Genomic DNA, 21243 nt, shown 5'->3' with positions numbered 1-21243 from the left:
ACGTGTGGAGGTTCCTCGTTCGGTGAGGCCTTAGGGTCTCGGGCGTGTCCAGTGATCTTCCGAGTTCCTCCCGCTCGTCGCACGACGCCGGTACCTCGCCCGGTTCGCGCGAGTCCGACGCGCTCAGAGCAGCCGGTGCATCCGGTGCAGGCATTGCAGCGGGTGCAGGCCGTGCAGCTGGTGCAGGCCGTGCACCGCGTGTGTCCCGTGTGCTGCGCCGGCGGCCTCAGTTGTTGTGGCTGCTCGTGCCCTATGTGCTCTACCTGGGGGTGCTGCCCCTGGTGAACCGGGTGCACCCCGTCGTGTGGGGGCTGCCGTTCCTGTTCCTGTGGTTGTTCGGGGCCACCCTGCTCACACCCGTCGCGGTGTGGCTGACCTGGCGGGGGGATCACCGGCGATGAGTTCCGCAGTGGTGGCCACGTCCATCTTCGGCGTCTTCATGGTGGGGACCGTGGGGCTCGGGCTGCTCGCCATGCGCGGGCGCGGGGGTGGCGGCGGGGGGCTGGCCGAGTGGTCCGTGGGTGGGCGGAGCCTGGGGGCCGTCTTCATCTGGGTGCTGATGGCCGGTGAGGGATACACGAGTTTCAGTTATCTCGGCGCCGCGGGGTGGGGCTACAACTACGGGGCCCCTGTGCTCTACGTCGTCGCCTACATGTCCTGCGGCTACGCGGTGGGGTACGTCGTCGGGCCGATGCTGTGGGCCTACGCGCGCCGGCACTCGCTGGTGGGCATCACCGACATGGTGGCCCACCGGTACGGGAAGAAATGGCTGGGCGCGGTCGTCGCCGTCCTCGCCTCGGTCTTCCTGTTGCCCTACATCCAGTTGCAGATTACCGGGATGGGCGTGGTCGTCTCCACCATTTCCTACGGTGCCATCAGCCTCAACTGGGCCTATTTCATCGGCTTCGCAGTGACCGTCGGATTCGTGGTGGTGAGCGGGCTCCGCGGCAGTGCCTGGGTGTCCGTCCTGAAGGACGCCATGGTGATTCTCACGCTCGGTTTCCTCGCCGTGTACGTGCCTGTGCATTACTTCGGCGGATACGAGCCTTTTCTCGACCGGGTCGTGACCGAGAAGGCGGAGTGGCTGACCTTTCCCGGGCACGGGGAGAGCGGATTCGGGCAGATCTGGTTCATCACCACTTCCTTCCTCAATTCGCTGACGGTGGTCATCTTTCCCACCACCGTGGCCGGTTATCTCGGGGCGCGCTCGGCGGACGGACTGCGCCGCAACGCGATCTGGCTGCCCGCCTACAACGTGCTGCTGTTCATTCCGATGCTGCTGGGGATCGCCGCGCTGTTCGTGGTGCCGGGTCTCGTCGGCGCGGACTCGAACCTGGCGCTCTTCAAGCTGGTCGTCGACTCGTTGCCGGCCTGGGTGGTGGGTGTCGTCGGGGTCGCCGCCGCGCTGTCGTCGATCGTGCCGATGGCCGTGTTCATGCTGGTCATCGGAACCATGTGGGGCCGCAGCGTCCTCGGGCTCGTACCGAGATGGCGAGGGCGGGAGAAGCTGGCCTCCCAGGTGGTGGTCGTCGTCGCCGGGGCGCTCGCGCTCGTCCTCACGTACACCGCGCCGAACACCCTCGTACGGCTGTCGCTGATCTCGTACGAAGGCATGGCCCAGCTGCTGCCCATGCTCCTGCTGGGGCTGCTGTGGCGGAAGCTGACCCTGGCGGGTGCGCTGAGCGGGCTCGTGGTGGGGGTGGGGGCCGTGTGCGCGCTGGTGTTCAGCGGGCACGATCCGGTCTGGGGCATGAACGCGGGAATTGTTGCGCTCGCGCTCAACCTTCTCGTCGCACTCGTCGTCTCCTTCAGTGGACCGCGTGAACGCGACGAGCGGCCCGACGCGGAGGTCCTGGCCCGTGATCCCCGGCCGGGTCCACTGGTCAAGGGCGAGGAATCCGTGGCAAGCTGACGCGAGTTGAGTGGTGGAGGCCGTACCGGCTGGTGCCGGGGGGCCAAGGAGAGAGTCGGGAGGGACGGGTGTGATCAGGAACGCCGGGCGGGCGCGTTACGCACTGCTGATGTTCTTCCTGCTTGCCCAGGTCCTCTTCGACCTCGGCGGCTTCGGCTTCGCGGGCGCCGTCGCGCTCGCCGCCACCGCCACCGCCGGTGCCGCACTCATCGCCTGCGCGCTGATCGCCGGGCGTACGGTACCGACCGTTCCCCGTACGCGGGTACGGACCACCATCCGCGACCGGGAACGGCGTACCGCCTTCCTGGCCCAGCGGGACCCCGACGCCTCCGGCAGGCCCCGGCCGCGAGCCCCAGGCCGGCTGTCTCCGACGGCCGCGTAGGGGACCGGCGCAGCAGCTGACGCCGATGCTGTAGAGAGTCGATGTTGTCGGTGCTGCAGAGAGCCGATGCTGTAGAGCGTCGGCTCAGGGCGTGCGTTTCCCCTTTCGGGTCGTCATACCGATGTCGTTTTTCTCCTCGGTACGACGAGACCCTCGGAGGGCTCTTCCGTGTATTCCGTGTTCGCTTCTGTTGTCGAATGGCTCGCTGCCCTTCTGGAGCCGGTGTTCGCCGTTTCCGCGACTGCCGCCGCCATTGTTGTCTTTACGATGTTGGTACGCATTGCCTTCCATCCGCTCGCCAGGGCCGCCGTACGGGGCGAGAAGGCGCGGCGCGAGATCGCTCCGCGCGTGGCCGCCGTACGGAAGAAGTACGCGAAGAACCCCGAGCGCATGCAGAAGGAAATCCTGGCACTGCATTCGAAGGAAGGAGTTTCCCCGTTCTCCGGAATTCTGCCCACACTGGTACAGCTGCCGGTCTTCTTCGTGATGTACCGGGTGTTCTCCTCGGCGAAGGTCGGGGGCGAGGCCAACGAACTTCTCGGACACCGGCTGTTCGCCGCGCCGCTGGGTTCGCGGTGGACCGACGCCCTGGCGCACGGGGGGTTCTTCGGGGCGCAAGGGCTCGTGTACGTGGGCCTGTTCGTCGTGATGGCAGGGGTGGCCACCTGGTCGTTCCTGCGGGCGCGGAAGAACGCCGCCGGTTCCGAGCTGCCGCAGCTGCCGGGCGGGCTGGGCGAGGGTGCCGGGGCGGGGACGGGCGCCGGGCTCGTGAAGTGGATGCCGTTGCTTTCGTTCGGGACGCTGGTCTCGGCGATGGTGCTGCCGCTGGCCGCCGGGCTCTACATGGCCACCACCACGGCGTGGACCGTGGCGGAACGGGCCTGGCTGCACAGGGAGAAGAAGGCCGTTACCCCCGCAGGGCCCAAGGCCGTGGCCCCCGCCGGTCGCAAGGCCGTGGCCCCTGCCGGTCCCACGGCAGTAGCCCCCGCAGGACCCGCGACCACGTCCCCCGCAGGACCCGCGACCACGACCCCCGTCGGCCCCGCTGAAGCGCAGGTCGGAGCGGGTCCACGGGCCCGGCGTCGGTCCACGCAGTGAACGCGGGCTTGCGGAGAGGGCGCCGACCTTGGAGGATCGAACAATTCTCCGGTGGCCGGGCCGCGGCAGTTTTTCAGCAGCGGCCGGGTTGGGCGCGACCTCGACCACGAGGAGATCAGTCGGTATGAAGCTGCTGCGTGTGGGAACTGCCGGTTCGGAACGTCCGGCGCTGCTCGAAGGCGAGGGCGACGGGGCGACCGTACGGGACCTGTCGGGTGTCGTGAACGACATCGACGGGGCCCTGCTCTCCGACCCTGACGCCCTGGAGCGGATCCGGGCGGCGGTGCGGGCCGGGACGCTGCCCGCGCTGGACAGTGCGGGGCTGCGGATCGGGCCGCCGCTGGGGCGGATCGGCAAGATCGTGTGTATCGGCCTGAACTACCACGATCACGCGAGGGAGGTCGGGGCGCCGATCCCGGACGAGCCGATCTTGTTCCTGAAGAATCCGGACACGGTGGTCGGCCCCCACGACACCGTGCTGGTGCCCAGGAAGAGCGTGAAGACCGACTGGGAGGTCGAGATCGCGGTCGTGATCGGGCGGACCGCCCGGTACCTGGACAGTGCGGAGGAGGGGCTCGCGTGCGTGGCCGGGTACGCGACCTCGCACGACGTGTCCGAGCGGGAATGGCAGATCGAACGCGGCGGAACCTGGGACAAGGGGAAGAACTGCGACACGTTCAATCCGCTGGGGCCCTGGCTGGTGACGGCCGACGAGGTACCGGACCCGCAGGCGCTCGGCCTGCGGCTGTGGGTGAACGGCGAGCTGAAGCAGGAAGGCTCCACCGGCGACCAGATCTTCGGGATCGGGGAGGTCGTCCGGTACGTGTCGCAGTTCATGACGCTGTACCCGGGCGATGTCATCAACACCGGGACGCCGGCCGGTGTGGCGATGGGACAGCCGGAGCCGAAGCCCTACCTGCGGGCGGGAGACGTGGTGGAGCTTGAGGTGGAGGGGCTGGGCAGGCAGCGGCAGGAGTTGAAGGGGGCGTAGGGGCGTAGGGCGTAGGGCGTAGGGGTGTAGCGGGCACCTGGGGGAGCACCGAGGCCGCCCCGGCAAGCCGGCTCGCCCCGCAGCAGCTGGCCGAGGCCTCTCGGGCAGAGCCGCCCCCGTCCCCGTAAGCCGGCCGAGGCCTTTCCGACGAGAGCCGCCGCCGCCCCCGTAGCCCTTCCCCGCGAGGGGAGGGGCTACGGGGTCCTGCCCCCCCCCGCGGAGGGAGGGGCTACCGGCGGGGCCGGGAAGTCAGAGCTGGACGGTGGTGGAGGTTTCCGCGGATTTCCGGGCCGCCTCCAGGACCGTGAGTGCCGCTGCCGCCTCCAGGGCCGTGACCGGCGGGTCCGTGTGGTCGCGGAGGGCTTCGTTGATCGCCGCGTAGTAGGCCGGGTAGTCGCCGGGCAGCGTCGGGACCGGGGTGCCGCCACCGGTCAGCGGGGACTCGCCCGCGCCCAGGTGCCCCCACATCTCCTTCGGCTCCTCACCCCACGCCTCGACGGACGACGGGCGCTTGCCCTCGCGCAGGGCCGCCTCCTGGGGGTCCAGGCCGTACTTGACGTACCCGGCGCGTGAGCCGAGCACCCGGAAGCGCGGGCCGAGCTGCGCCGTCGTCGCACTCACGTAGAGGTGCGAGCGGACCCCGTTCGCGTGCGTGAGCGCGATGAAGGTGTCGTCGTCCGCCGCGGCCCCCGGGCGCCGTACGTCCGACTCCGCGTACACGTGCGTCACCGGGCCGAAGAGAGTGAGGGCCTGGTCGACCACGTGGCTGCCCAGGTCGTAGAGGAGACCGCCGATCTCCGCCGGGTCGCCCGACTCGCGCCAGCCGCCCTTCGGCTGCGGGCGCCACCGCTCGAACCGCGACTCGAAGCGCTGTACGTCACCCAGTTCGCCCTCCGCGAGCAGCGCGCGGAGAGTGAGGAAGTCGTTGTCCCAGCGGCGGTTCTGGAAGACCGAGAGCAGCAGACCGCGCTCGGCGGCCAGGGCCGCCAGCTCCCGGGCCTCGGCCGCCGTGCCCGCGAGCGGCTTGTCCACGATCACCGGCAGACCCGCGTTCAGGGCGGCCTTCGCCAGCGCCACGTGCGTCTTGTTCGGGGACGCGATGACCACCAGGTCGAACTCGTCGGCGCGGGTCCACAGGTCGTCGGGCGAGTCCGCGAAACGTACCTCCGGGAACTCGTCGCGGGCCTGCTGCCTGCGCTCCTGGTTCGAGGTGACGACCGTGTCCAGGGTCAGGCCGTCGGTCGCCGCGATCATCGGCGCGTGAAAAACCGAACCCGCCAGGCCGTAGCCGATCAGGGCCACTCGCAAGGGAGCGGCAGGGGTGGAGGAAGGCGCGGGCGCGGGTGCTGAGGACGTCATGGTTTCCACTTAAACAACGTGGCTTGGGAAGTGCAAAAGAGAGGGGGCCGGGGGGTGGCCGGCGCCCGGTCGTCGGAGCCGCTCGACCGCCCGTCCTGGCGTGCGTCGCACCGCGGGCCGTGGTGACGCTGGTCGGACCTCGGCCTGCCAGGGCGCCTGCCGCCTGTCGGAATTACCGAAATTAGGCTGATAGGGCGGTTTTGATGCGCTGTTCGGCTGTACGGGGCGTGGCGCGGTGTCCGTGAGCGGTCCGCGTGGCAAGGTCATGGAGACCATCGCTCGGGCGCGGGAGCGCGGTGTGCCGGCGGGGTGAGTCTCCGCGGAGCGTTCTCCGTGGAGCGGGACCTCGTGGGGTGTGCTTCGGCGTTCGTGCGTGTCGGGCCGGCAAGGGTCCTGGCTCGGGCGGGTTGTCCGGCAGTACGGGTGCCGGCGGGCCGGGCTTCGGTCGGGCGGGGTCCGGAAGAACGGGTTCCGACCGGGCAGGTTCCGGCAGGCCGGGCCCCGGTCGGGCAGGCCAAGCCCCGGTCGGGCAGGTGCCGGGCCTGCTCACAGGCCTCGGTCAGGCAGGTTCCGGTTCGGCAGGTGCCGGCTCACAGGCCCCGGTCGTGCTTCCTTCGTGCTCTGGAGAGACCAACCCCATGCGACTGTGCAGTGCGCTTGTACTGGGATTCACCGCCGCGTTGCTCGCTCCGGCAGCCCACGCCGTGGCAGAGGGCCCGCCGGTCCGGGAACGGTGTCCGGCGTCCTCGCCGGCGGGGGCCGGAGCGGCGCCGTGGGGCCCCGGGTGCGGCGCGCCAGGTGCTCCGGTCCTGGCGGACAGGCCCGGCGGCCGGTCCGGCAGCGGTGGGCATCTCCGCGCCCAGCAGGCCGCCGCCCCCCGCCGGACCGTGGCTGACCTTCCGCGCGCCGATCAGCAGCAGCCCTCCTGCGGGGATCCGGACAGCTCGCGATTCCCGCTCGACACCCGGATCCACGGCGGGCCGGGCAGTTATCAGCCGGGGGGCGACAGCGCGCGGTGGTACGTCGACCTCACCAACGACACCGACATCGCCTGCCACGACATCCACCCCGTCCTCGTTCTCGTCGACCGGGCCCGTAACCTCCAGGCCGCCGAGGTGCGGACCGAGTTCTACGACACGGTCGCCGACTCCTGGCACCCCGTCCCCTTCGTCCGTACCGACGAGGACGAGCTCATCGGTGTCTTCGGCGACGGCACCCCCGGTTTCTCCGTCGGGGCCCGCCGTACGGTGAGCGTGCAGGTGCGGCTCGCGTTCGGCGGGGCCGCCCGTACCAACTCCGTCGTCGCCACCACCGCCGTCGTACAGCGCAAGAACGCCGACGGTGACTGGGTCGGCCGGTCCGGCGACTACCGGTTCTCCCTCGACCCCGACGCACCCACCGGGGGGCACGCGTACACCGACGCGACCGACAGCCCGTTCGAGCTCGCACGGACCGGCCCCCCTGGCCACTTGCGCGCACTGGGCGGCGCCGCCCTCGCCCTCGTCCTCGGCGGCGGAGCGCTCGTGGCGGGCGCGCGGCGGACCCGGCTGCGGTAACGGGCTTGGGTACCCGCACACCGTCACCCGTACACCGTCATCTGCGACGATCCCTGTCGTGGACTACCCGAACACGCACCACCAGGACCCCGGCGCGCCCGTCCGGTCCGGCATCCCGGAGCACGGACGCATCCCCAAGTACTACGCCGTGAAAGCCCGTCTCGGTGACCTGGTCGGTGAGTTGTCGGAGGGGGAACCGCTGCCGACCGAACGCGACCTCGCCCTGCGCTACGAGGTTGCCAGGGACACCGTCCGTCAGGCCCTGCGTGAGTTGTTGCTGGAGGGGCGGGTGAGGCGGCAGGGGCGTGGAACGGTGGCCGCGGGGCCCAAGCTCGAACAACCCCTGTCGTTGGCCAGCTATACAGAAGGCGTTCGCAGGCAGGGGCGGCGGCCGGGGCGGAACCTGATCGGCCTGGAGCGTTTCCCGTGCCCCGCACGGCTCGCGCCCGACGTCGGCGTCGAGGCCGGTGAACCCGTCTGGCACCTGGAGCGGGTACTGCTCGCCGACAACGAACGGGTGGGGCTGGAGAGTTGTTACGTCGCCGTGGAACGCGTGCCGCGTCTCGACGTCGACTTCCAGCCGGACTCCTCCTTCTACGCCTACCTCCGCGAGAGCGTCGGGATAGGCCTCGGCCGGGCGCACGAACGCATCGAGACCGTGCTGGCGACCCCGCGCGAGGCGCTGCTCGTCGGGACGCCGCCCGCGCTGCCGATGCTGCTGATGCACAGGTGGTCGCAGGACGTCGGCGGGCGTCCGCTGGAGCGGGTGCGGATGCTCTTCCGGGGGGACAGGTTCAGCTTCTCGACCCAGCTCCAGTCGTAGACCGGCGCGCGCGGTCCGACGGGTGGGGTGATCCGGCCGGCGCGGAACCGCCCGGTCCGCAGCGGAAGCGCGGCCCGTGAGGTAACGAGCGCATAACGGGTCTGGGCCAGCCTTGGGTGGCTGTTCACCGCGCCGTTGCCGGGAGGCTCCTGCCGCGTCACCCGCTCCGAGGAGCGTGGCCGTCGTGAGAGTCATAGTCGTTGGAGCCGGCGTGGTGGGAACCATGCACGCCTGGCATGCGGTGGAACGCGGCCACGAGGTCGTACAGATCGAGCGCGAGAGTGAGGCACGCGGCGCGAGTCTGCGCAATTTCGGCCAGATATGGGTCAGCGGGCGCGCGGGTGGCGAGGAACTCCGCACCGCGCTGCGGGCCCGCGAACTCTGGGAGGGCATCGGCGCCCGCGTCCCCGGGCTCGGCTTCCGGGCCAACGGGTCGCTGACTCCCGTACGTACGGAACTGGAACTCGCCGTCGCGACGGACGTCCTGGCCCGCGACGACGCAGCGGCGCGCGGCTACAAGTTGCTGACGGCGCAGGAGGCCCGGGGCGTCAACCCCGCCCTGCGCGGCGACTTCCTCGGTGCGCTGTGGTGCGAGCGGGACGCCGCCGTCGAGCCGCGCACCGCCCAACTGGCGCTCAAACAGGCGCTGTTGGCGTCAGGCAGATACACCTTCCTGGGTGGGCGCGAGGTGCGCGACGTGATCGGTGAGGGGGCCGTCCGGGACGACCACGGGGTCGTGCACCGGGGCGACGCCGTCGTGCTGTGCACCGGCGCGTGGCTCGGCGGGCTCGTGCGTGAGCTGGTGCCCGAGCTGCCGGTGCGACGGGTGCGGCTCCAGATGATGCAGACCGAGCCCCTCGGTGAAACCCTCACCACCTCGGTCGCCGACGGCGACAGCTTCCGCTACTACCCGGCCTACGCGGGAGAGGCACTGGACGCCCTCAACGCGGGGCAGGACCAGACGCCGACCGCCGCCGCCCACAAGATGCAGCTGCTGATGGTGCAGCGGCGCGACGGCGGACTGACCATCGGCGACACCCACGAGTACGAGCACCCGTTCCGCTTCGATGTGGAGGAGGAGCCGTACGAGCACGTGCAAGCCGTGGCGGAGAGCTTCCTCGGCCGTCCGCTTCCGAAGATCCGGCGGCGCTGGGCCGGGGTGTACGCACAGTGCACCGACAAGAGGCGCGTGGTGCACCGGGAGCAGGTGCGCAGCGGCGTGTGGCTGGTGACCGGGCCCGGCGGACGCGGGATGACCTGCGCGCCCGCCATCGCCGAGCAGACCGCGAACGAACTGGGCTGGTGAATACCGCGATGAGCAACGACAGCAGCAACAGCAACGACAGCAACGGCAACGGCAGCAACGGCAACGGCAGTACTGACGGTGAGAGCAACCGCATCGGGCTTGTCGTCCTCGACATGGCCGGTACGACAGTCGCCGACGGCGGCCTCGTCGAGCAGGCCTTCGCCGCAGCCGCCGAACAGCTCGGTGTGAGCCCCGGCACCGCCGACTTCGACAGCAAGCTGGACTACGTCCGGGCCACCATGGGCGAGTCCAAGATCTCTGTCTTCCGGCACCTGTTCGGCGACGAGGAGCGGGCGCAGCAGGCCAACGCCGCCTTCGAGAAGGCGTACGGGGAACAGGTCGACGGCGGTCGCATCGCCGAGGTGCCCGGGGCCCGCGCCACCATCGAGAAGCTCACCGCCGAAGGCCGCACCGTGGTGTTGACCACCGGGTTCGCCCGGGTCACCCAGGACGCGATCCTGGCCGCGCTGGGCTGGCAGGACCTGGTCGGGCTGACGCTCTGCCCGGCCGACGCGGGCGGGCGCGGGCGGCCGTACCCGGACATGGTGCTCGCCGCGTTCCTGCGGACCGGTGCGGTGGCCGGCGTGGCCGACGTCGCGGTCGTCGGGGACACCTCGTACGACATGGTCAGCGGCGTACGGGCCGGGGCGGGCCTCGTCGCGGGCGTCCTGACGGGTGCGCACGGCGGGGACCAGCTGGTCGCGCACGGGGCGGGCCACGTGCTGGCGTCGGTGGCGGAACTGCCGGCGCTGCTCACCGAGCTGGGGCGGTGAGCGCCGGCATGGCCAGCGGCATACGGTTCGACTCCGTCTCGGTCGCGTACGGCAAGAACGTCGTCCTGGACTCGCTGGACCTGGACGTCGAGCCCGGCGAGGTCATGGCGCTGCTCGGGCCGTCCGGGTCCGGGAAGACGACCGCGCTGCGGGCGGTCGCGGGGTTCGTGCAGCCCGCTTCCGGGCGGATCCTCATCGGGGGGCGGGACGTCACCGGGCTGCCGCCGTACCGGCGGGGCATCGGAATGGTCGTCCAGCAGTACGCGCTCTTTCCGCATCTGCGGGTGGAGGACAACGTCGCCTTCGGGCTGAAGGCGCAGAAGGTCGCCAAGGCGGAGATCCCGGCGCGGGTCTCGGAGGCCCTGGAGATGACCGGCATGGCCGCCTACGCCAAGCGGTACCCGAGGGAGCTGTCCGGCGGCCAGCAGCAACGGGTCGCCATCGCGCGGGCGTTGGCGATCCGGCCCGGCGTGCTGCTGCTCGACGAGCCGCTGTCGGCGCTCGACGCGCAGCTCCGGTCCGGCATGCTCGCCGAACTGGCGCGGCTGCACCGGGAGTTGCCGGACGTGTCGATTCTCTACGTCACCCATGACCAGGTCGAGGCGCTGACGCTGGCGGACCGGATCGCGGTGATGGACAAGGCGCGGCTGCAGGACTGCGGCACGCCGCAGGAGCTCTACCGGCGGCCCCGGACGGAGTTCACGGCGTCCTTCGTGGGAAACGCGAACCTCCTGCCGGTGGAAGTGGGCCCGGGGGGAGTCCGGTTCGACGGGATCGAGCTCCGGGTGGACACCGGGGGTGCGGCGGCGGGGGCCGCGGCCACCCTGTGCGTACGACCGCACCTGGTCGGCCTCGGGGCCGGACCGAACGAACTGCGCGGAACGATCAGCGAGGTGCAGTGGCGGGGGTCCACGCACCGGCTGTACGTCGATGTGGGAGCGGGGCAGCGGGTGAAGGCGGACGTACGGGAGCTGCGGGAGACGCCGGGGCTGGGGGAGCCGGTGGTCCTGCACTTCGCATCCGAGGATGCGGTGCTGCTGGGAGCGGGTGTTTGTGGTGGCTGAGGTTGGGGTGGTGGCGAGCGGGGGCCGGCCGGGGGCGGGTGGGGGCGGGGTGGTCGCGAGCGCGGGCCTGCCGGGGGCGGATGGGGGCGGGGTGGCCGCGAGCGCGGGCCTGTCGGGGGCGGATGGGGCCGGGGCGGTCGCGGGCGCGGGCCGAGCGGGGGGAGCGGCTCCGCCGGGGGCCGCCCCTGTGCCCACCCGTTCCGCCCCCAGGGGCGGCCCTGCTGCCCACAGCGGCGGGGGTGGGGTTGGGGGCGGCCCTGATGCCCACAGTGACGGGGGTGGGGGTGGGGGCGGCCCTGCTGCCCGCAGGGGCGGGGGCTTTCGGGAGGGGGTTCGTGAGGGGCGGCGGGTGGGTGCGTGGGTGTGGGTGGTGCCGCCGGTGGCGGTGCTCGCGTTGGTGTTCCTTTATCCGCTCGCGCTCGTCGTGCAGCAGTCGTTCACCGCGGACAGCGGGGAGGAGACGGTCGCCCCCTACGGCGACGTGTTCGCCTCCGCCGCGTTCCGCGAGGCTCTCGGCACCACCGTGTGGCTCGCGGTCGGGGCCACCGTCGGATGTCTCGTCCTCGGGTTCCTGCTCGCGCTCGTCATCGCCTTCGTGCCCTTTCCCGGCGGGAAGGCGGTCGCGAAATTCATCGACGTCTTCCTGTCCTTCCCCTCGTTCCTCATCACCCTCGCGCTGCTCTTCGTCTACGGGAGCGTGGGCATGGCGAACGGGGTCTGGACCGGGGTGACCGGGGCTGCGGAGGGGCCGTTCCACTTCCTCACCACCCCCTGGGGGGTGCTGCTCGCGGAGATCACGTACTTCACGCCCTTCGTGATGCGGCCACTGCTGGCCGCGTTCTCGCAGATCGACACGGCGCAGCTGGAAGTGGCCTCGTCGCTGGGCGCGCGGAGTTGGCGGATCGTACGGCAGGTGATCCTGCCCGAGGCCCTGCCCGCGCTCGCAGCCGGTGGCTCACTCGTCCTGGTGATGTGCCTGAACGAATTCGGAATCGTGCTCTTCACGGGCGCGAAGGGAGTGACCACGCTGCCGATGCTCGTCTACAGCAAGGCCATATTGGAGTCCGACTACCCGGCCGCGTGTGTGGTCGCGGTCGTCAACATCGCCATATCCGTCGGGCTCTACGGGATCTACCGGGTGGTGAGCCGACGTGTTGGTGCATAGCCGGACCGGGAAGTGGGCGACCTGGGTCGTCTTCTTCCTCCTCTTCACGCCGCTCTTCGCGCTGCCGCTGCTGGTGATTCTCGGCGCCTCGTTCGCCACCAACTGGTCCGGCGCCTTCCCGTCCGGGCCGACCGTGGAGAACTACGGGGCCGCCGTGCGCGGGGAGTCCCTCCAGGCGCTCACCACGAGCCTGGTCACCGCCGTCGCCGCCAGCGCCCTCGCGCTCACCTTCGGCAGCTGGGCGGCGCTGGCCGCCGCGTCGCTCAAGAAGGGCGGGAAGCGGGCACTGGACGCGCTGTTCATGCTGCCCGTGGCCGTGCCGTCGGTGGTGGTCGGGCTCGCCGTGCTGGTGGCCTTCAGCCAGCCGCCGTTCCTGCTCAACGGGACGCGCTGGATCGTCATCCTGGCGCACACCATTCTTGTCACGGCGTTCGCCCACCAGTCGGTCTCGGCCGCGATCCTGCGTCTCGACCCGATGTACGAGCAGGCCGCCGCATCGCTCGGCGCCCGCCCCTCGTACGTCCTGTGGCGGGTGCGCCTGCCGCTCCTGCTGCCGTCGCTCAACGCGGCGGCCGGGCTCTGCTTCGCGCTGTCCATGGGCGAGTTGAGCGCCACGATGATGCTCTACCCGCCGGACTGGATGCCGCTGCCGGTGCAGATCTTCACCGCCACCGACCGGGGGTCCCTCTTCACCGGCTCGGCCGTCGCGGTGGTCCTCATGGGAACCACCCTGCTCGTCCTGCTCGCGGTCTCCCGCATCCGTACCAAAGCCTCGTTCCGCTGAACGACACCTCTTACCTAGGGATACGAAACGTCATGCAGCGCACCCTCAAGCCGCTCGCCGCCCTCACCGGCAGCCTGGCACTCGCCGCCTCCCTCTCCGCGTGCGGCGGGTCGTCCGCCGCCACCCCCGACGAGAAGACCGTCACCGTCTACAGCGCCGACGGCCTCAAGGGCGAGAAGGGCGAAGGCTGGTACGACAAGGTCTTCAAGGACTTCGAGAAGAAGACCGGCATCAAGGTCAAGTACGTCGAGGGCGGCTCGGGCGAGATGGTGCAGCGCGCCGTCCGCGAGAAGTCCAACACCCAGGCCGACGTGCTCGTCACCCTGCCGCCCTTCATCCAGCAGGCCGACTCCAAGGGGCTGCTCCAGAAGTACGAGCCGGCCGGCTCCGACAAGGTGAACGGCGGCGACAAGTCCGCCGAGGGCAAGTGGACCTCGGTCGTCAACAACTACTTCGGGTTCATCAAGAACAAGAAGGAGCTGCCGGGCGACGCCCCCAAGACCTGGGAGGAGCTGCTGGACGCCAAGTACAGGGGGAAGCTCCAGTACTCGACTCCGGGCGTCGCGGGGGACGGCACCGCCGTCGTCATCAAGGCCATGCACGACTTCGGTGGCAAGGACGGGGCCATGGAGTACCTGAAGAAGCTCCAGGCCAACAACGTCGGCCCGTCCTCCTCCACCTCCAAGCTCGCGCCCAAGGTCGACAAGGGCGAGATCCTGGTCGCCAACGGCGATGTGCAGATGAACTACGCGCAGGCCAAGTCCGCCCCTAACCTGGGCATCTGGTTCCCGGCGAAGGCGGGCGGCAGGCCGACCACGTTCGCGCTGCCGTACGCCGCCGGGCTCGTCAACAAGGCCCCGCACACCGAGAACGGCAAGAAGCTCCTGGACTTCATGCTCACCGAGCAGGCGCAGAAGGAGGTCAGCTCCGTCGGCGGCGGCTTCCCGGCCCGCGGTGACGTGAAGCCGACCGACGCGAACGCGATCGAGCTCACCAAGATCATGGACGGGGTGGACGTCTTCCAGCCGGACTGGGCGGACGTCGACAAGAACCTGAAGGAGTACGTCGAGGCCTGGAAGACCGCCACCGGAAGCTGAAGGCCGCCACCGGAAGCTGAAGATGCGCCCTTCGTCTTGCAGTTGGTGTTCGCCGTAAGCCGGTCGGACGTCCTTCGGCAACCATTCGGCCAAGCTTCGCTGCCAGAGTCTGGACCGGTCACCGTTATCACGCGTAGGTAACGGGTCTGGTCCAGACTCTTGTGCGCCCGGACCTCGGCCCCGCCTCGCCCGTGCACCGCCGCCCCCACCCCGAGCCCCACCTGCGTTCTGGAGAGAGACATGTCCGTAAGGATCTCCCGCCGTGCCGTCCTCCTCGGCGCCGCCGCCGTCGCCACCACGGCGGGCCCCCTCGCCTCCGTCACCCGGGCCACCGCCGCCGAGCGCGACGCGCGTGCGGCCAAGACACCCAAGGTCCTGGTGATCGGCCTGGACGGCGCGATGCTCCGCCGCATCAAGGACGCCGACACCCCGCACCTGGACGCGCTGATGGCGGCCGGGATCACCGCGCCCTCAAGCCTCTACACCTCCCCGATGGCGCCCACCTCATCGGGACCCGGCTGGTCCACCCTCATCACCGGGGTGTGGCCGGACAAGCACAAGGTCGTCAACAACGAGTTCACCGGCGCCGACTTCACCACCTACCCCGACTTCCTGACCCGCGTCGAGACGGCGAGGCCCGCGCTCAGGACGTACGCCGTCGCCTCCTGGAACCCGGTCACCGACGTCATCTTCTCCGCGAAGGTCGACGAGCGGGTCTCCACCCCCGGCGCGGAGTACGACACCGGCACGACCTCGCGGGCCGTCGCCAGGGTCAAGGCGGACGTCGACGCGGTCTTCGTCCACCTCGACAACGTCGACCACGCCGGCCACGCGAGCGGCAACGCCAGCCAGGCCTACCTGGACGCGCTGCACGGCGTCGACACCCAGGTCGGCCAGATCGTCGCGGCCGTCAAGTCCCGTGCCACGTACGGGAACGAGGACTGGCTCATCATGATCACCGCCGACCACGGGCACACCGCGGCCGGCGGGCACGGCGGCAACAGCTGGGACGAGCGCCAGACCTTCATGATCGCCACCGGGGCGGGGCTGCCCGCCGGCACCACCCGGTACGACGTGAGGATGCCGGACATCGCGGTCTCCGCACTCGTCCACCTCGGCATCGCGATCGACCCGGCGTGGCGGCTCGACGGGCGGGCCGTGCAGCGACCCGTCACCGACGCCTTCGACACGCTGCGCGGCACGCTGCGCACGGCGGTCGACGAGAGCGGCATCGGAGCGGGCGTCCTCGGCTTCACCCACACGCCGCCGGCCGGCTGGTCGGTCGACAACACCAGGATGGGTGGCGGCGGCGTCACCGAGTGGCGCGGCTGGTCCTTCACCACCGACGAGTTCTGGACCAAGGCCGAGAAGGGCCAGGAGCGCGAGCTCAACATCCGCGCCCGCAACGTCTTCGCGGTCTGCGACGGCGACGAGTGGAGCGACAAGGCCGTCACCGGGACGTTCGACTCGACGCTGGTCAGCCCCGCGTTCCCGGTCCAGGCCGGCCGCCCCGCCACGCTCACGTACACCTCGTACTACCGGCAGGAGGCCCCGCAGAAGGCGGAGGTCCTCGTCAGCTACGGGGGCGGGACGCCGGTCCTGGTGAAGACGTACAGCGCGAACAGCTCGTCCCGCGTCGAGACGATCACCCTCCAGGTCCCGGCCGGGGCCACCACCGCACAGGTCCGCTTCCGCTACACCGGCGGCAACAACTGGTACTGGACGATCGACGGGGTCAGCATTTCGGCCTAGCTCTTACTAGGCTGGGGGCGCGCACAGGGTTGTGCGCGCCCCTTGTGTTCATGTGTGTACGTACGGCGGGAGTCCCACCAGATGGCAGAGCGCAAGCCGATCGAATCCTGGCTCACCGACATGGACGGGGTCCTCATCCACGAGGGCGTCCCGATCCCCGGCGCCGATGCCTTCATCAGGAAGCTCCGGGACACCGGAAAGCCCTTCCTGGTGCTGACGAACAACTCCATCTACACCGCCCGTGACCTGCACGCACGGCTCGCCCGGATGGGCCTGGACGTGCCGGTGGAGAACATCTGGACCTCGGCGCTCGCCACCGCGAGGTTCCTGGACGACCAGCGCCCCGGCGGCACCGCGTACGTCATCGGCGAGGCGGGGCTGACCACGGCGCTGCACGACATCGGGTACGTCCTCACCGACCACGAGCCCGACTACGTGGTGCTCGGCGAGACGCGTACCTACAGTTTCGAGGCACTCACCAAGGCGATCCGGCTGATCAACGGCGGCGCCCGCTTCATCTGCACCAACCCCGACGAGACCGGCCCGTCCGCCGAGGGTCCGCTGCCCGCCACCGGCGCGGTCGCCGCGCTGATCACCAAGGCGACCGGCAAGAAGCCCTACTTCGCGGGCAAGCCCAACCCGTTGATGATGCGCACCGGCCTCAACGCCATCGGCGCGCACTCGGAGACCAGCGCGATGATCGGCGACCGGATGGACACCGACGTGCTGGCGGGCCTTGAGGCGGGAATGGAGACGTTCCTGGTGCTCACCGGGCTGACCGGCAAGGACGACATCGACAAGTACCCGTTCACGCCGTCCACCATCGTCGACTCGATCGCCGACCTGGTCGACCGCATCTGACCCTCCCGGGGGCCCGTACGGCGCAGTCACGGGCCCCTGGGGATGCGGGCGATGTGCGCACGGGCGAATCTTCGGAGTACCAGGAGGTTCACTATGCGCTCATCGCAGTTCACGCTGTGTGCAGGTGCGGTGCTCGCGGCGGTACTCGTCCCCGCGCCCGCCGCCCTCGCCGCGTCACCGGCCGCCACCGGTCCGGTCATCGTCACGAACAACGAGGACTCGAACGGCTTCGTCACCGTCACCCCGTCCACCGTCGCAGCCGGCGGGGAGGTGGACCTGCGCGTCGACGTGTGCGAGGGCGAGCGGGCCATCGGCACGTCGGAGGCCTTCTCCTCACCCGCGTACTTCAACCCGGCCGCCGACGGCGGTCTGTTCGCCGAGGCCCGGATCCGCTCCGACGCCCAGGGCCGCGACTACGGCATCCACGTCAAGTGCGAGGAGGGCGGTGGCAACGCCAAGGGCAACGTCACCGTCGTGCACCACAGGACCGAACCGACCGCACCCGTCCACGCGGGCGGCGGCGGTACGGCGCAGCTGGCCGCCGAGTCCGACGGCCCCGGCACCCCGCACACCCTGATCGGCCTCGGCCTCGCGGGGGTGGCCGCCGTCGCCATCGCCGGCCGTTCCGTGCGCCGCCGCCGCCGCAACGGCTCGCGCTAGGGACTCTCGCCCGGATCACGCGCGCCAGGACCGATCCGGACGGGAGACCCGCAGCGACGCCCCGTCAGGGGCACGGGCACCTGCGCGGCCGGCGACAGCGGATCCGCGCGAAGCACCGAGGGAGCACTCACCATGAGTACCGACGAATCTGCTTCCGGCAAGGGCCGGGCGGTCACCGGCACCGCCTGGGCGGTGCTGCTCCTCGGACTGTGGCTGTGGGGCCGCGACCTCACCGAAGGCACCGGCGGCCATGCCGCGTCGGCCGCCGGTGACGTGGCCGCGGTGGGACGCCCACTGCTGCAGGTCGAACTGCCCGACGCGCACCGGCCGGTCGCCGGGGTGCGCCCGCGGCGCCTCGACATCCCCTCGCTCGGCATCTCCGCGCCGGTGGCCCCGCGCGGGCTCGACGCCCATGGCGCGGTGGACCCGCCGCCGTACGAACAGCCCAAGGTGGTCGGCTGGTACCGGGACGGCGCCCGGCCGGGCGCGCGCGGTGTGACGCTGCTCGTGGGACACGTCGACACCAGGAGCAAGCCCGCCGTCTTCTACGGCCTCAGCTCCGCCCGCCCCGGCGAACGGGTCAAGATCACCGGAGCGGACGGCTCGGTCACCGAGTTCACGGTCGACGACGTCCAGGTCTTCAGCCGCGACAAGTTCGACGCGAAGAAGGCCTACGGACCCCGCAAGGACGGCAGGGCCGAACTGCGGCTCATCACCTGCGGCGGTACGTACGACCACGCGGCCCGCTCCTACACGGCCAACGTGGTCGTCTCCGCCTATCTGACGGGAGCCGTTCAGGCCCCTGCCGGGACCGCCACCTCCTGAGCGGGGGCGGGGGAACCGGCCCGCTGCGCGGCCCGCAGCCCGAGAGCGCCGAAGACCGCCGCGAACACCGCCCACAGCAGCAGCTGTGACCCGAGCGAGAGCACCCGGAAGTCCCACAGCAGCGTGGCGGGCACGGGGACCTCGTCCGGATTTCCGGGCAGCAGGAACAGCACGGCCAGCGTCACCGCCCCGGTCAGGAAGACCGCGCCGTGCCGCAACGGCTCCGGCCGGCCCGCCAGCCGTACGTACAACTGCCTGGCCAGGAGCATGCCGAGGACGCCGATCACGACGGCGGCCAGCCACAGCTGCTGGCGCTCTCCCACCGTGTTGGCGTCGCCCACGCCCGGCGGCGCCGCCGGGTAGCGCAGCCCCGGCAGCAGGGCCACCGCGACGAACGCGGCGGCGCAGAACCCGAGCGCGCGCGGCCAGGCCCGTACGAGGAAGCCGGTGCGGCGGTGCACCAGTGCGTACGCCACGGCGAACAGCACGCCGAGCGCCAGGCCCGCGACCACGGCGGTGACCACCAGGCCGAAGTGCTGCTGCCCGCGCGAGAACAGCTCCTCGTGGTGCTCGGCGACTGCGCCCGCCGCCGCGTGCGCGTGCTCGGCCGCCTCCGCCTTGGCCGAGCGCGCCTCTTCGAGGACGATCGCCCGGTCCATCACGGGTTCGGCGAGCAGCAGCGAGAAGAGGCCGGTGACCAGGCCCGCTGCCCCGCCCGCCGCGAGTCCGCGGCCGAGCAGGGGGAGTATGAGGTTGTTCATGGTGCTCAACGGCCCCGATCAGTGGCAGGGGGCACCGAAGAGGTGCCGGCCGTCGTGCGAGAACTCGTGCAGATAGCTGCCGGTCGCGGAGATGATGTGGCCGTTGTCCATGAACACGGCGTACAGCGCGATCAGCGCGACGATCACCGCGGCGGCCAGAATCAGCAGATCCCGGGTGCGGGTGGTCGCGGACGCGAGGTCAGTGGTCTGTGCGGACTGCTGAGCAGACGCGGACATAGCGGTGTGCCTCCTTGAGGGGTTTCCACGCCCCGATGCAGGAGGACGACGGGTCAGTTCCTGACTCCCGCGGCCGCGCGCTGCGCGGACGTGGTCACAGTGGCGGGACCGCCCCGGATTCGCACCGGAGTTCCTGTTCACCGTCGCCTCGAAGTGTGAAGTTGTCCTCCGGAGAGTCCCAGTCTGGCTGAACACTGTCAACAGGGGTCCGGTCAGCGGGCCCGCCGGGGGCGGGGCGGGGGCGAAGTACCTGGCCCGGCCGACTGCTCGCTCCCCCCGGAGCGGTCGGCCGGGCCGGTCCTCGACCGCGCGCGCACGAACTGCGGGAGAAGCCCGGCGCCGTCGCGGGAGGTTCTGGGGGACCAGCTCGGAACTGCGGGCCGGGGGCTGGGGCCGCCACACCACTTTAGAGCGCCCAAGCGCCGTTCTCCATAGGGTAGTTGACGCGATGTCACGAGAGAGTCGCGGCGGGTGTCCCGGCCGCCGGTACAGGCGTGCCGGTGCGAACCCCGCTCGCCGCGGGCCCCGGCACAAGATTTTCCCGGTCGGCCTCGGCGCGGCAACCCGGCGCGGGACCCCGCAGAGCCCGCGAACGAGCTGGTGGGGAGTGGTGCAACAGCTTCACGACGAAGCAGGACACGCCTCGTGGGGCGGGAGCCCGATGTGTCAGGATTGGATTCGACCGGTTCTGTCCGGGCAGGGGCGCCTGGGGGGCTGCCTCGGAATTTCTTTCATCTTCGAGACGGTCACCTTCGAGAGGTTTCGAGAAGGTCGGTCCTCACAAAGGCGCCCAAGGGGGAGTCGATGTACGGCAGTTACAGCGGACGTGTGCGAGCGGTCGGAGCGGTCGCGGTGGGGGCCGCGCTGCTCCTGACGGGCTGCACCTCGGACGGCGGCGGGGACGGTGACACCGCGGGGAAGAACCCGCCGGTCTCCCAGCTGCCCAAGGGCGACGACCCGTACTGGGTCAATCCGGACGCCAAGGCGGCCCAGGCGCTCGCCGAGGAGGGCGACGCGTCGAAACAGGACCTGATCAAGAAGATCGCCCAGCAGCCGGCCGGCGAGTGGCTGATCCCGGAGAACGCCAAGGACCAGGCGAAGGGCTTCACCGAGGCAGCAGCCGCCGCCGACCGCGAGGCGATCCTCGTCGTCTACAACATCCCGCACCGCGACTGCGGCAACTACTCCGGCGGCGGCGCCTCCGACGGCAACGCCTACCGCGCCTTCATCAAGGAGGTCGCCGAGGGCATCGGCGACCGGCCGGCGACGGTGATCCTGGAGCCCGACGCGGTGCTCCACCTGGTCGACAACTGCACCCCCGAGAAGTTCCACGAGGAGCGCTACGACCTCCTCAAGGGCGCCATCAAGACCCTGAAGCAGCAGCCGAAGACCAAGGTCTACCTCGACGCGGGCAACGCGGGCTGGGGCAAGCCGGACCAGATCTTCGAGCCGCTGAAGTGGTCGGGCATCGACCAGGCCGACGGCTTCTCGGTGAACGTGTCGAACTTCTACTCCACCGAGGAGAGCAAGAAGTACGGCAAGGAGCTCTCCGCGAAGATCGGCAACAAGCCCTTCGTCATCGACACCAGCCGCAACGGCAACGGCCCCTGGACGGAGGGCAAGCCCGAGGAGCGCTGGTGCAACCCGCCTGGCCGCGCGCTCGGCGAGGCACCCACCACCGAGACGGGCGACCCCCAGGTGCACGCCCTGCTGTGGGTGAAGCGCCCCGGCGAGTCCGACGGCGACTGCAAGGGCGGCCCGCAGGCCGGCCGCTGGTTCGCGGACTACGCGCTGGAACTGGCGAAGAACGCGAAGTAGCAGAGCGGAACGCGTAAGG

Annotated in this window: 20 protein-coding genes, 1 pseudogene and 1 riboswitch; of the genes and pseudogenes, 18 read left to right on the top strand and 3 right to left on the bottom strand. The window is 70.8% G+C overall.

All coding sequences use genetic code 11. From position 1 onward, the window contains the following. The first annotated feature begins 200 nt into the window (after positions 1-200). From ACIQM4_RS17965 to ACIQM4_RS17945, 5 genes and pseudogenes are all read left to right on the top strand, one after another. Positions 201-401 carry a DUF3311 domain-containing protein gene (locus ACIQM4_RS17965; protein WP_401592283.1) on the top strand — a complete coding sequence of 67 codons (201 nt, stop codon included), beginning with the start codon at positions 201-203 and terminating at the stop codon, positions 399-401. Continuing rightward, the gene (locus tag ACIQM4_RS17960; protein ID WP_401592281.1) at positions 398-1912 is read left to right on the top strand and encodes a sodium:solute symporter; all 1515 of its coding nucleotides are present in this window, start codon (positions 398-400) and stop codon (positions 1910-1912) included. Before ACIQM4_RS17965 ends, ACIQM4_RS17960 begins: the two co-directional genes overlap by 4 nt. A 109-nt stretch (positions 1913-2021) precedes the next feature. Further along, the gene (locus ACIQM4_RS17955; RefSeq protein ID WP_401592375.1) at positions 2022-2294 is read left to right on the top strand and encodes a DUF6412 domain-containing protein; all 273 of its coding nucleotides are present in this window, start codon (positions 2022-2024) and stop codon (positions 2292-2294) included. A gap of 168 nt (positions 2295-2462) precedes the next feature. Beyond that, positions 2463-3191: pseudogene (locus tag ACIQM4_RS17950) on the top strand (YidC/Oxa1 family membrane protein insertase); the annotation flags it as partial. Positions 3192-3516: 325 nt separating this feature from the next. Then, on the top strand, positions 3517-4383 hold the full coding sequence (locus ACIQM4_RS17945; RefSeq protein WP_401592279.1) for a fumarylacetoacetate hydrolase family protein: 867 nt from the start codon (positions 3517-3519) through the stop codon (positions 4381-4383). A gap of 249 nt (positions 4384-4632) precedes the next feature. Here ACIQM4_RS17945 and ACIQM4_RS17940 read toward each other — a convergent pair whose 3' ends face one another. Next, positions 4633-5742, bottom strand: a complete 1110-nt coding sequence (locus ACIQM4_RS17940) for a Gfo/Idh/MocA family oxidoreductase (RefSeq protein WP_401592277.1) — start codon at positions 5740-5742, stop codon at positions 4633-4635. Positions 5743-6629: 887 nt separating this feature from the next. On the opposite strand from ACIQM4_RS17940, the gene ACIQM4_RS17935 reads away from it, so the two are divergent. The 12 genes from ACIQM4_RS17935 (at position 6630) to ACIQM4_RS17880 (ending at position 18408) form a co-directional block, all read left to right on the top strand. Further along, the gene (locus ACIQM4_RS17935) at positions 6630-7298 is read left to right on the top strand and encodes a hypothetical protein (protein WP_401592275.1); all 669 of its coding nucleotides are present in this window, start codon (positions 6630-6632) and stop codon (positions 7296-7298) included. Between the two features lie 58 nt (positions 7299-7356). Then, entirely contained in the window at positions 7357-8121 is a 765-nt protein-coding gene (locus tag ACIQM4_RS17930) for a GntR family transcriptional regulator (RefSeq protein WP_401592273.1), read from the top strand. A gap of 184 nt (positions 8122-8305) precedes the next feature. After that, positions 8306-9427, top strand: a complete 1122-nt coding sequence (locus ACIQM4_RS17925; RefSeq protein WP_401592271.1) for a TIGR03364 family FAD-dependent oxidoreductase — start codon at positions 8306-8308, stop codon at positions 9425-9427. An 8-nt stretch (positions 9428-9435) separates the two neighbouring features. Next, positions 9436-10200: an HAD family hydrolase gene (locus ACIQM4_RS17920; protein ID WP_401592269.1), complete on the top strand. Its 765-nt coding sequence runs from the start codon at positions 9436-9438 to the stop codon at positions 10198-10200. A gap of 8 nt (positions 10201-10208) precedes the next feature. Beyond that, positions 10209-11264, top strand: coding sequence for an ABC transporter ATP-binding protein (locus ACIQM4_RS17915; RefSeq protein ID WP_401592267.1), 1056 nt, complete (start codon positions 10209-10211; stop codon positions 11262-11264). Between the two features lie 349 nt (positions 11265-11613). After that, positions 11614-12429 carry a 2-aminoethylphosphonate ABC transporter permease subunit gene (locus tag ACIQM4_RS17910; protein ID WP_401592265.1) on the top strand — a complete coding sequence of 272 codons (816 nt, stop codon included), beginning with the start codon at positions 11614-11616 and terminating at the stop codon, positions 12427-12429. Next, on the top strand, positions 12416-13213 hold the full coding sequence (locus ACIQM4_RS17905) for an ABC transporter permease (RefSeq protein WP_401592263.1): 798 nt from the start codon (positions 12416-12418) through the stop codon (positions 13211-13213). The genes ACIQM4_RS17910 and ACIQM4_RS17905 overlap by 14 nt, the downstream gene beginning before the upstream one ends. 32 nt (positions 13214-13245) lie before the next feature. Next, positions 13246-14310 (top strand): 2-aminoethylphosphonate ABC transporter substrate-binding protein, encoded by a 1065-nt coding sequence (locus ACIQM4_RS17900; RefSeq protein WP_401592261.1) that lies wholly within the window; start codon positions 13246-13248, stop codon positions 14308-14310. A 240-nt stretch (positions 14311-14550) separates the two neighbouring features. Next, a complete protein-coding gene (locus tag ACIQM4_RS17895) occupies positions 14551-16062 on the top strand; it encodes an alkaline phosphatase family protein (RefSeq protein WP_401592259.1) in 1512 nt (503 codons plus the stop codon). Positions 16063-16143: 81 nt separating this feature from the next. Then, positions 16144-16923 (top strand): HAD-IIA family hydrolase, encoded by a 780-nt coding sequence (locus ACIQM4_RS17890; RefSeq protein ID WP_401592257.1) that lies wholly within the window; start codon positions 16144-16146, stop codon positions 16921-16923. Positions 16924-17016: 93 nt separating this feature from the next. Further along, the gene (locus ACIQM4_RS17885; protein WP_401592255.1) at positions 17017-17583 is read left to right on the top strand and encodes a hypothetical protein; all 567 of its coding nucleotides are present in this window, start codon (positions 17017-17019) and stop codon (positions 17581-17583) included. Positions 17584-17715: 132 nt separating this feature from the next. Then, positions 17716-18408 carry a class F sortase gene (locus ACIQM4_RS17880; RefSeq protein WP_401592253.1) on the top strand — a complete coding sequence of 231 codons (693 nt, stop codon included), beginning with the start codon at positions 17716-17718 and terminating at the stop codon, positions 18406-18408. Here the strand turns inward: ACIQM4_RS17880 and ACIQM4_RS17875 are convergent. Both ACIQM4_RS17875 and ACIQM4_RS17870 read right to left on the bottom strand, forming a co-directional pair. Further along, positions 18378-19169 carry a CbtA family protein gene (locus ACIQM4_RS17875; RefSeq protein WP_401592251.1) on the bottom strand — a complete coding sequence of 264 codons (792 nt, stop codon included), beginning with the start codon at positions 19167-19169 and terminating at the stop codon, positions 18378-18380. The two genes, ACIQM4_RS17880 and ACIQM4_RS17875, sit on opposite strands and share 31 nt — an antisense overlap. Before the next feature lie 18 nt (positions 19170-19187). Beyond that, positions 19188-19406, bottom strand: coding sequence for a CbtB-domain containing protein (locus ACIQM4_RS17870; protein WP_401592249.1), 219 nt, complete (start codon positions 19404-19406; stop codon positions 19188-19190). A gap of 33 nt (positions 19407-19439) precedes the next feature. Next, positions 19440-19604, bottom strand: a riboswitch (cobalamin riboswitch). Between the two features lie 606 nt (positions 19605-20210). Between ACIQM4_RS17870 and ACIQM4_RS17865 the strand changes: the two genes are divergently transcribed. Further along, positions 20211-21224: a glycoside hydrolase family 6 protein gene (locus ACIQM4_RS17865; RefSeq protein WP_401592247.1), complete on the top strand. Its 1014-nt coding sequence runs from the start codon at positions 20211-20213 to the stop codon at positions 21222-21224. Positions 21225-21243: the final 19 nt, after the last annotated feature.

Source organism: Streptomyces sp. NPDC091272 (assembly GCF_044757485.1).
GTDB lineage: Bacteria > Actinomycetota > Actinomycetes > Streptomycetales > Streptomycetaceae > Streptomyces.
This window is presented reverse-complemented; position numbering and strand designations above follow the sequence as displayed.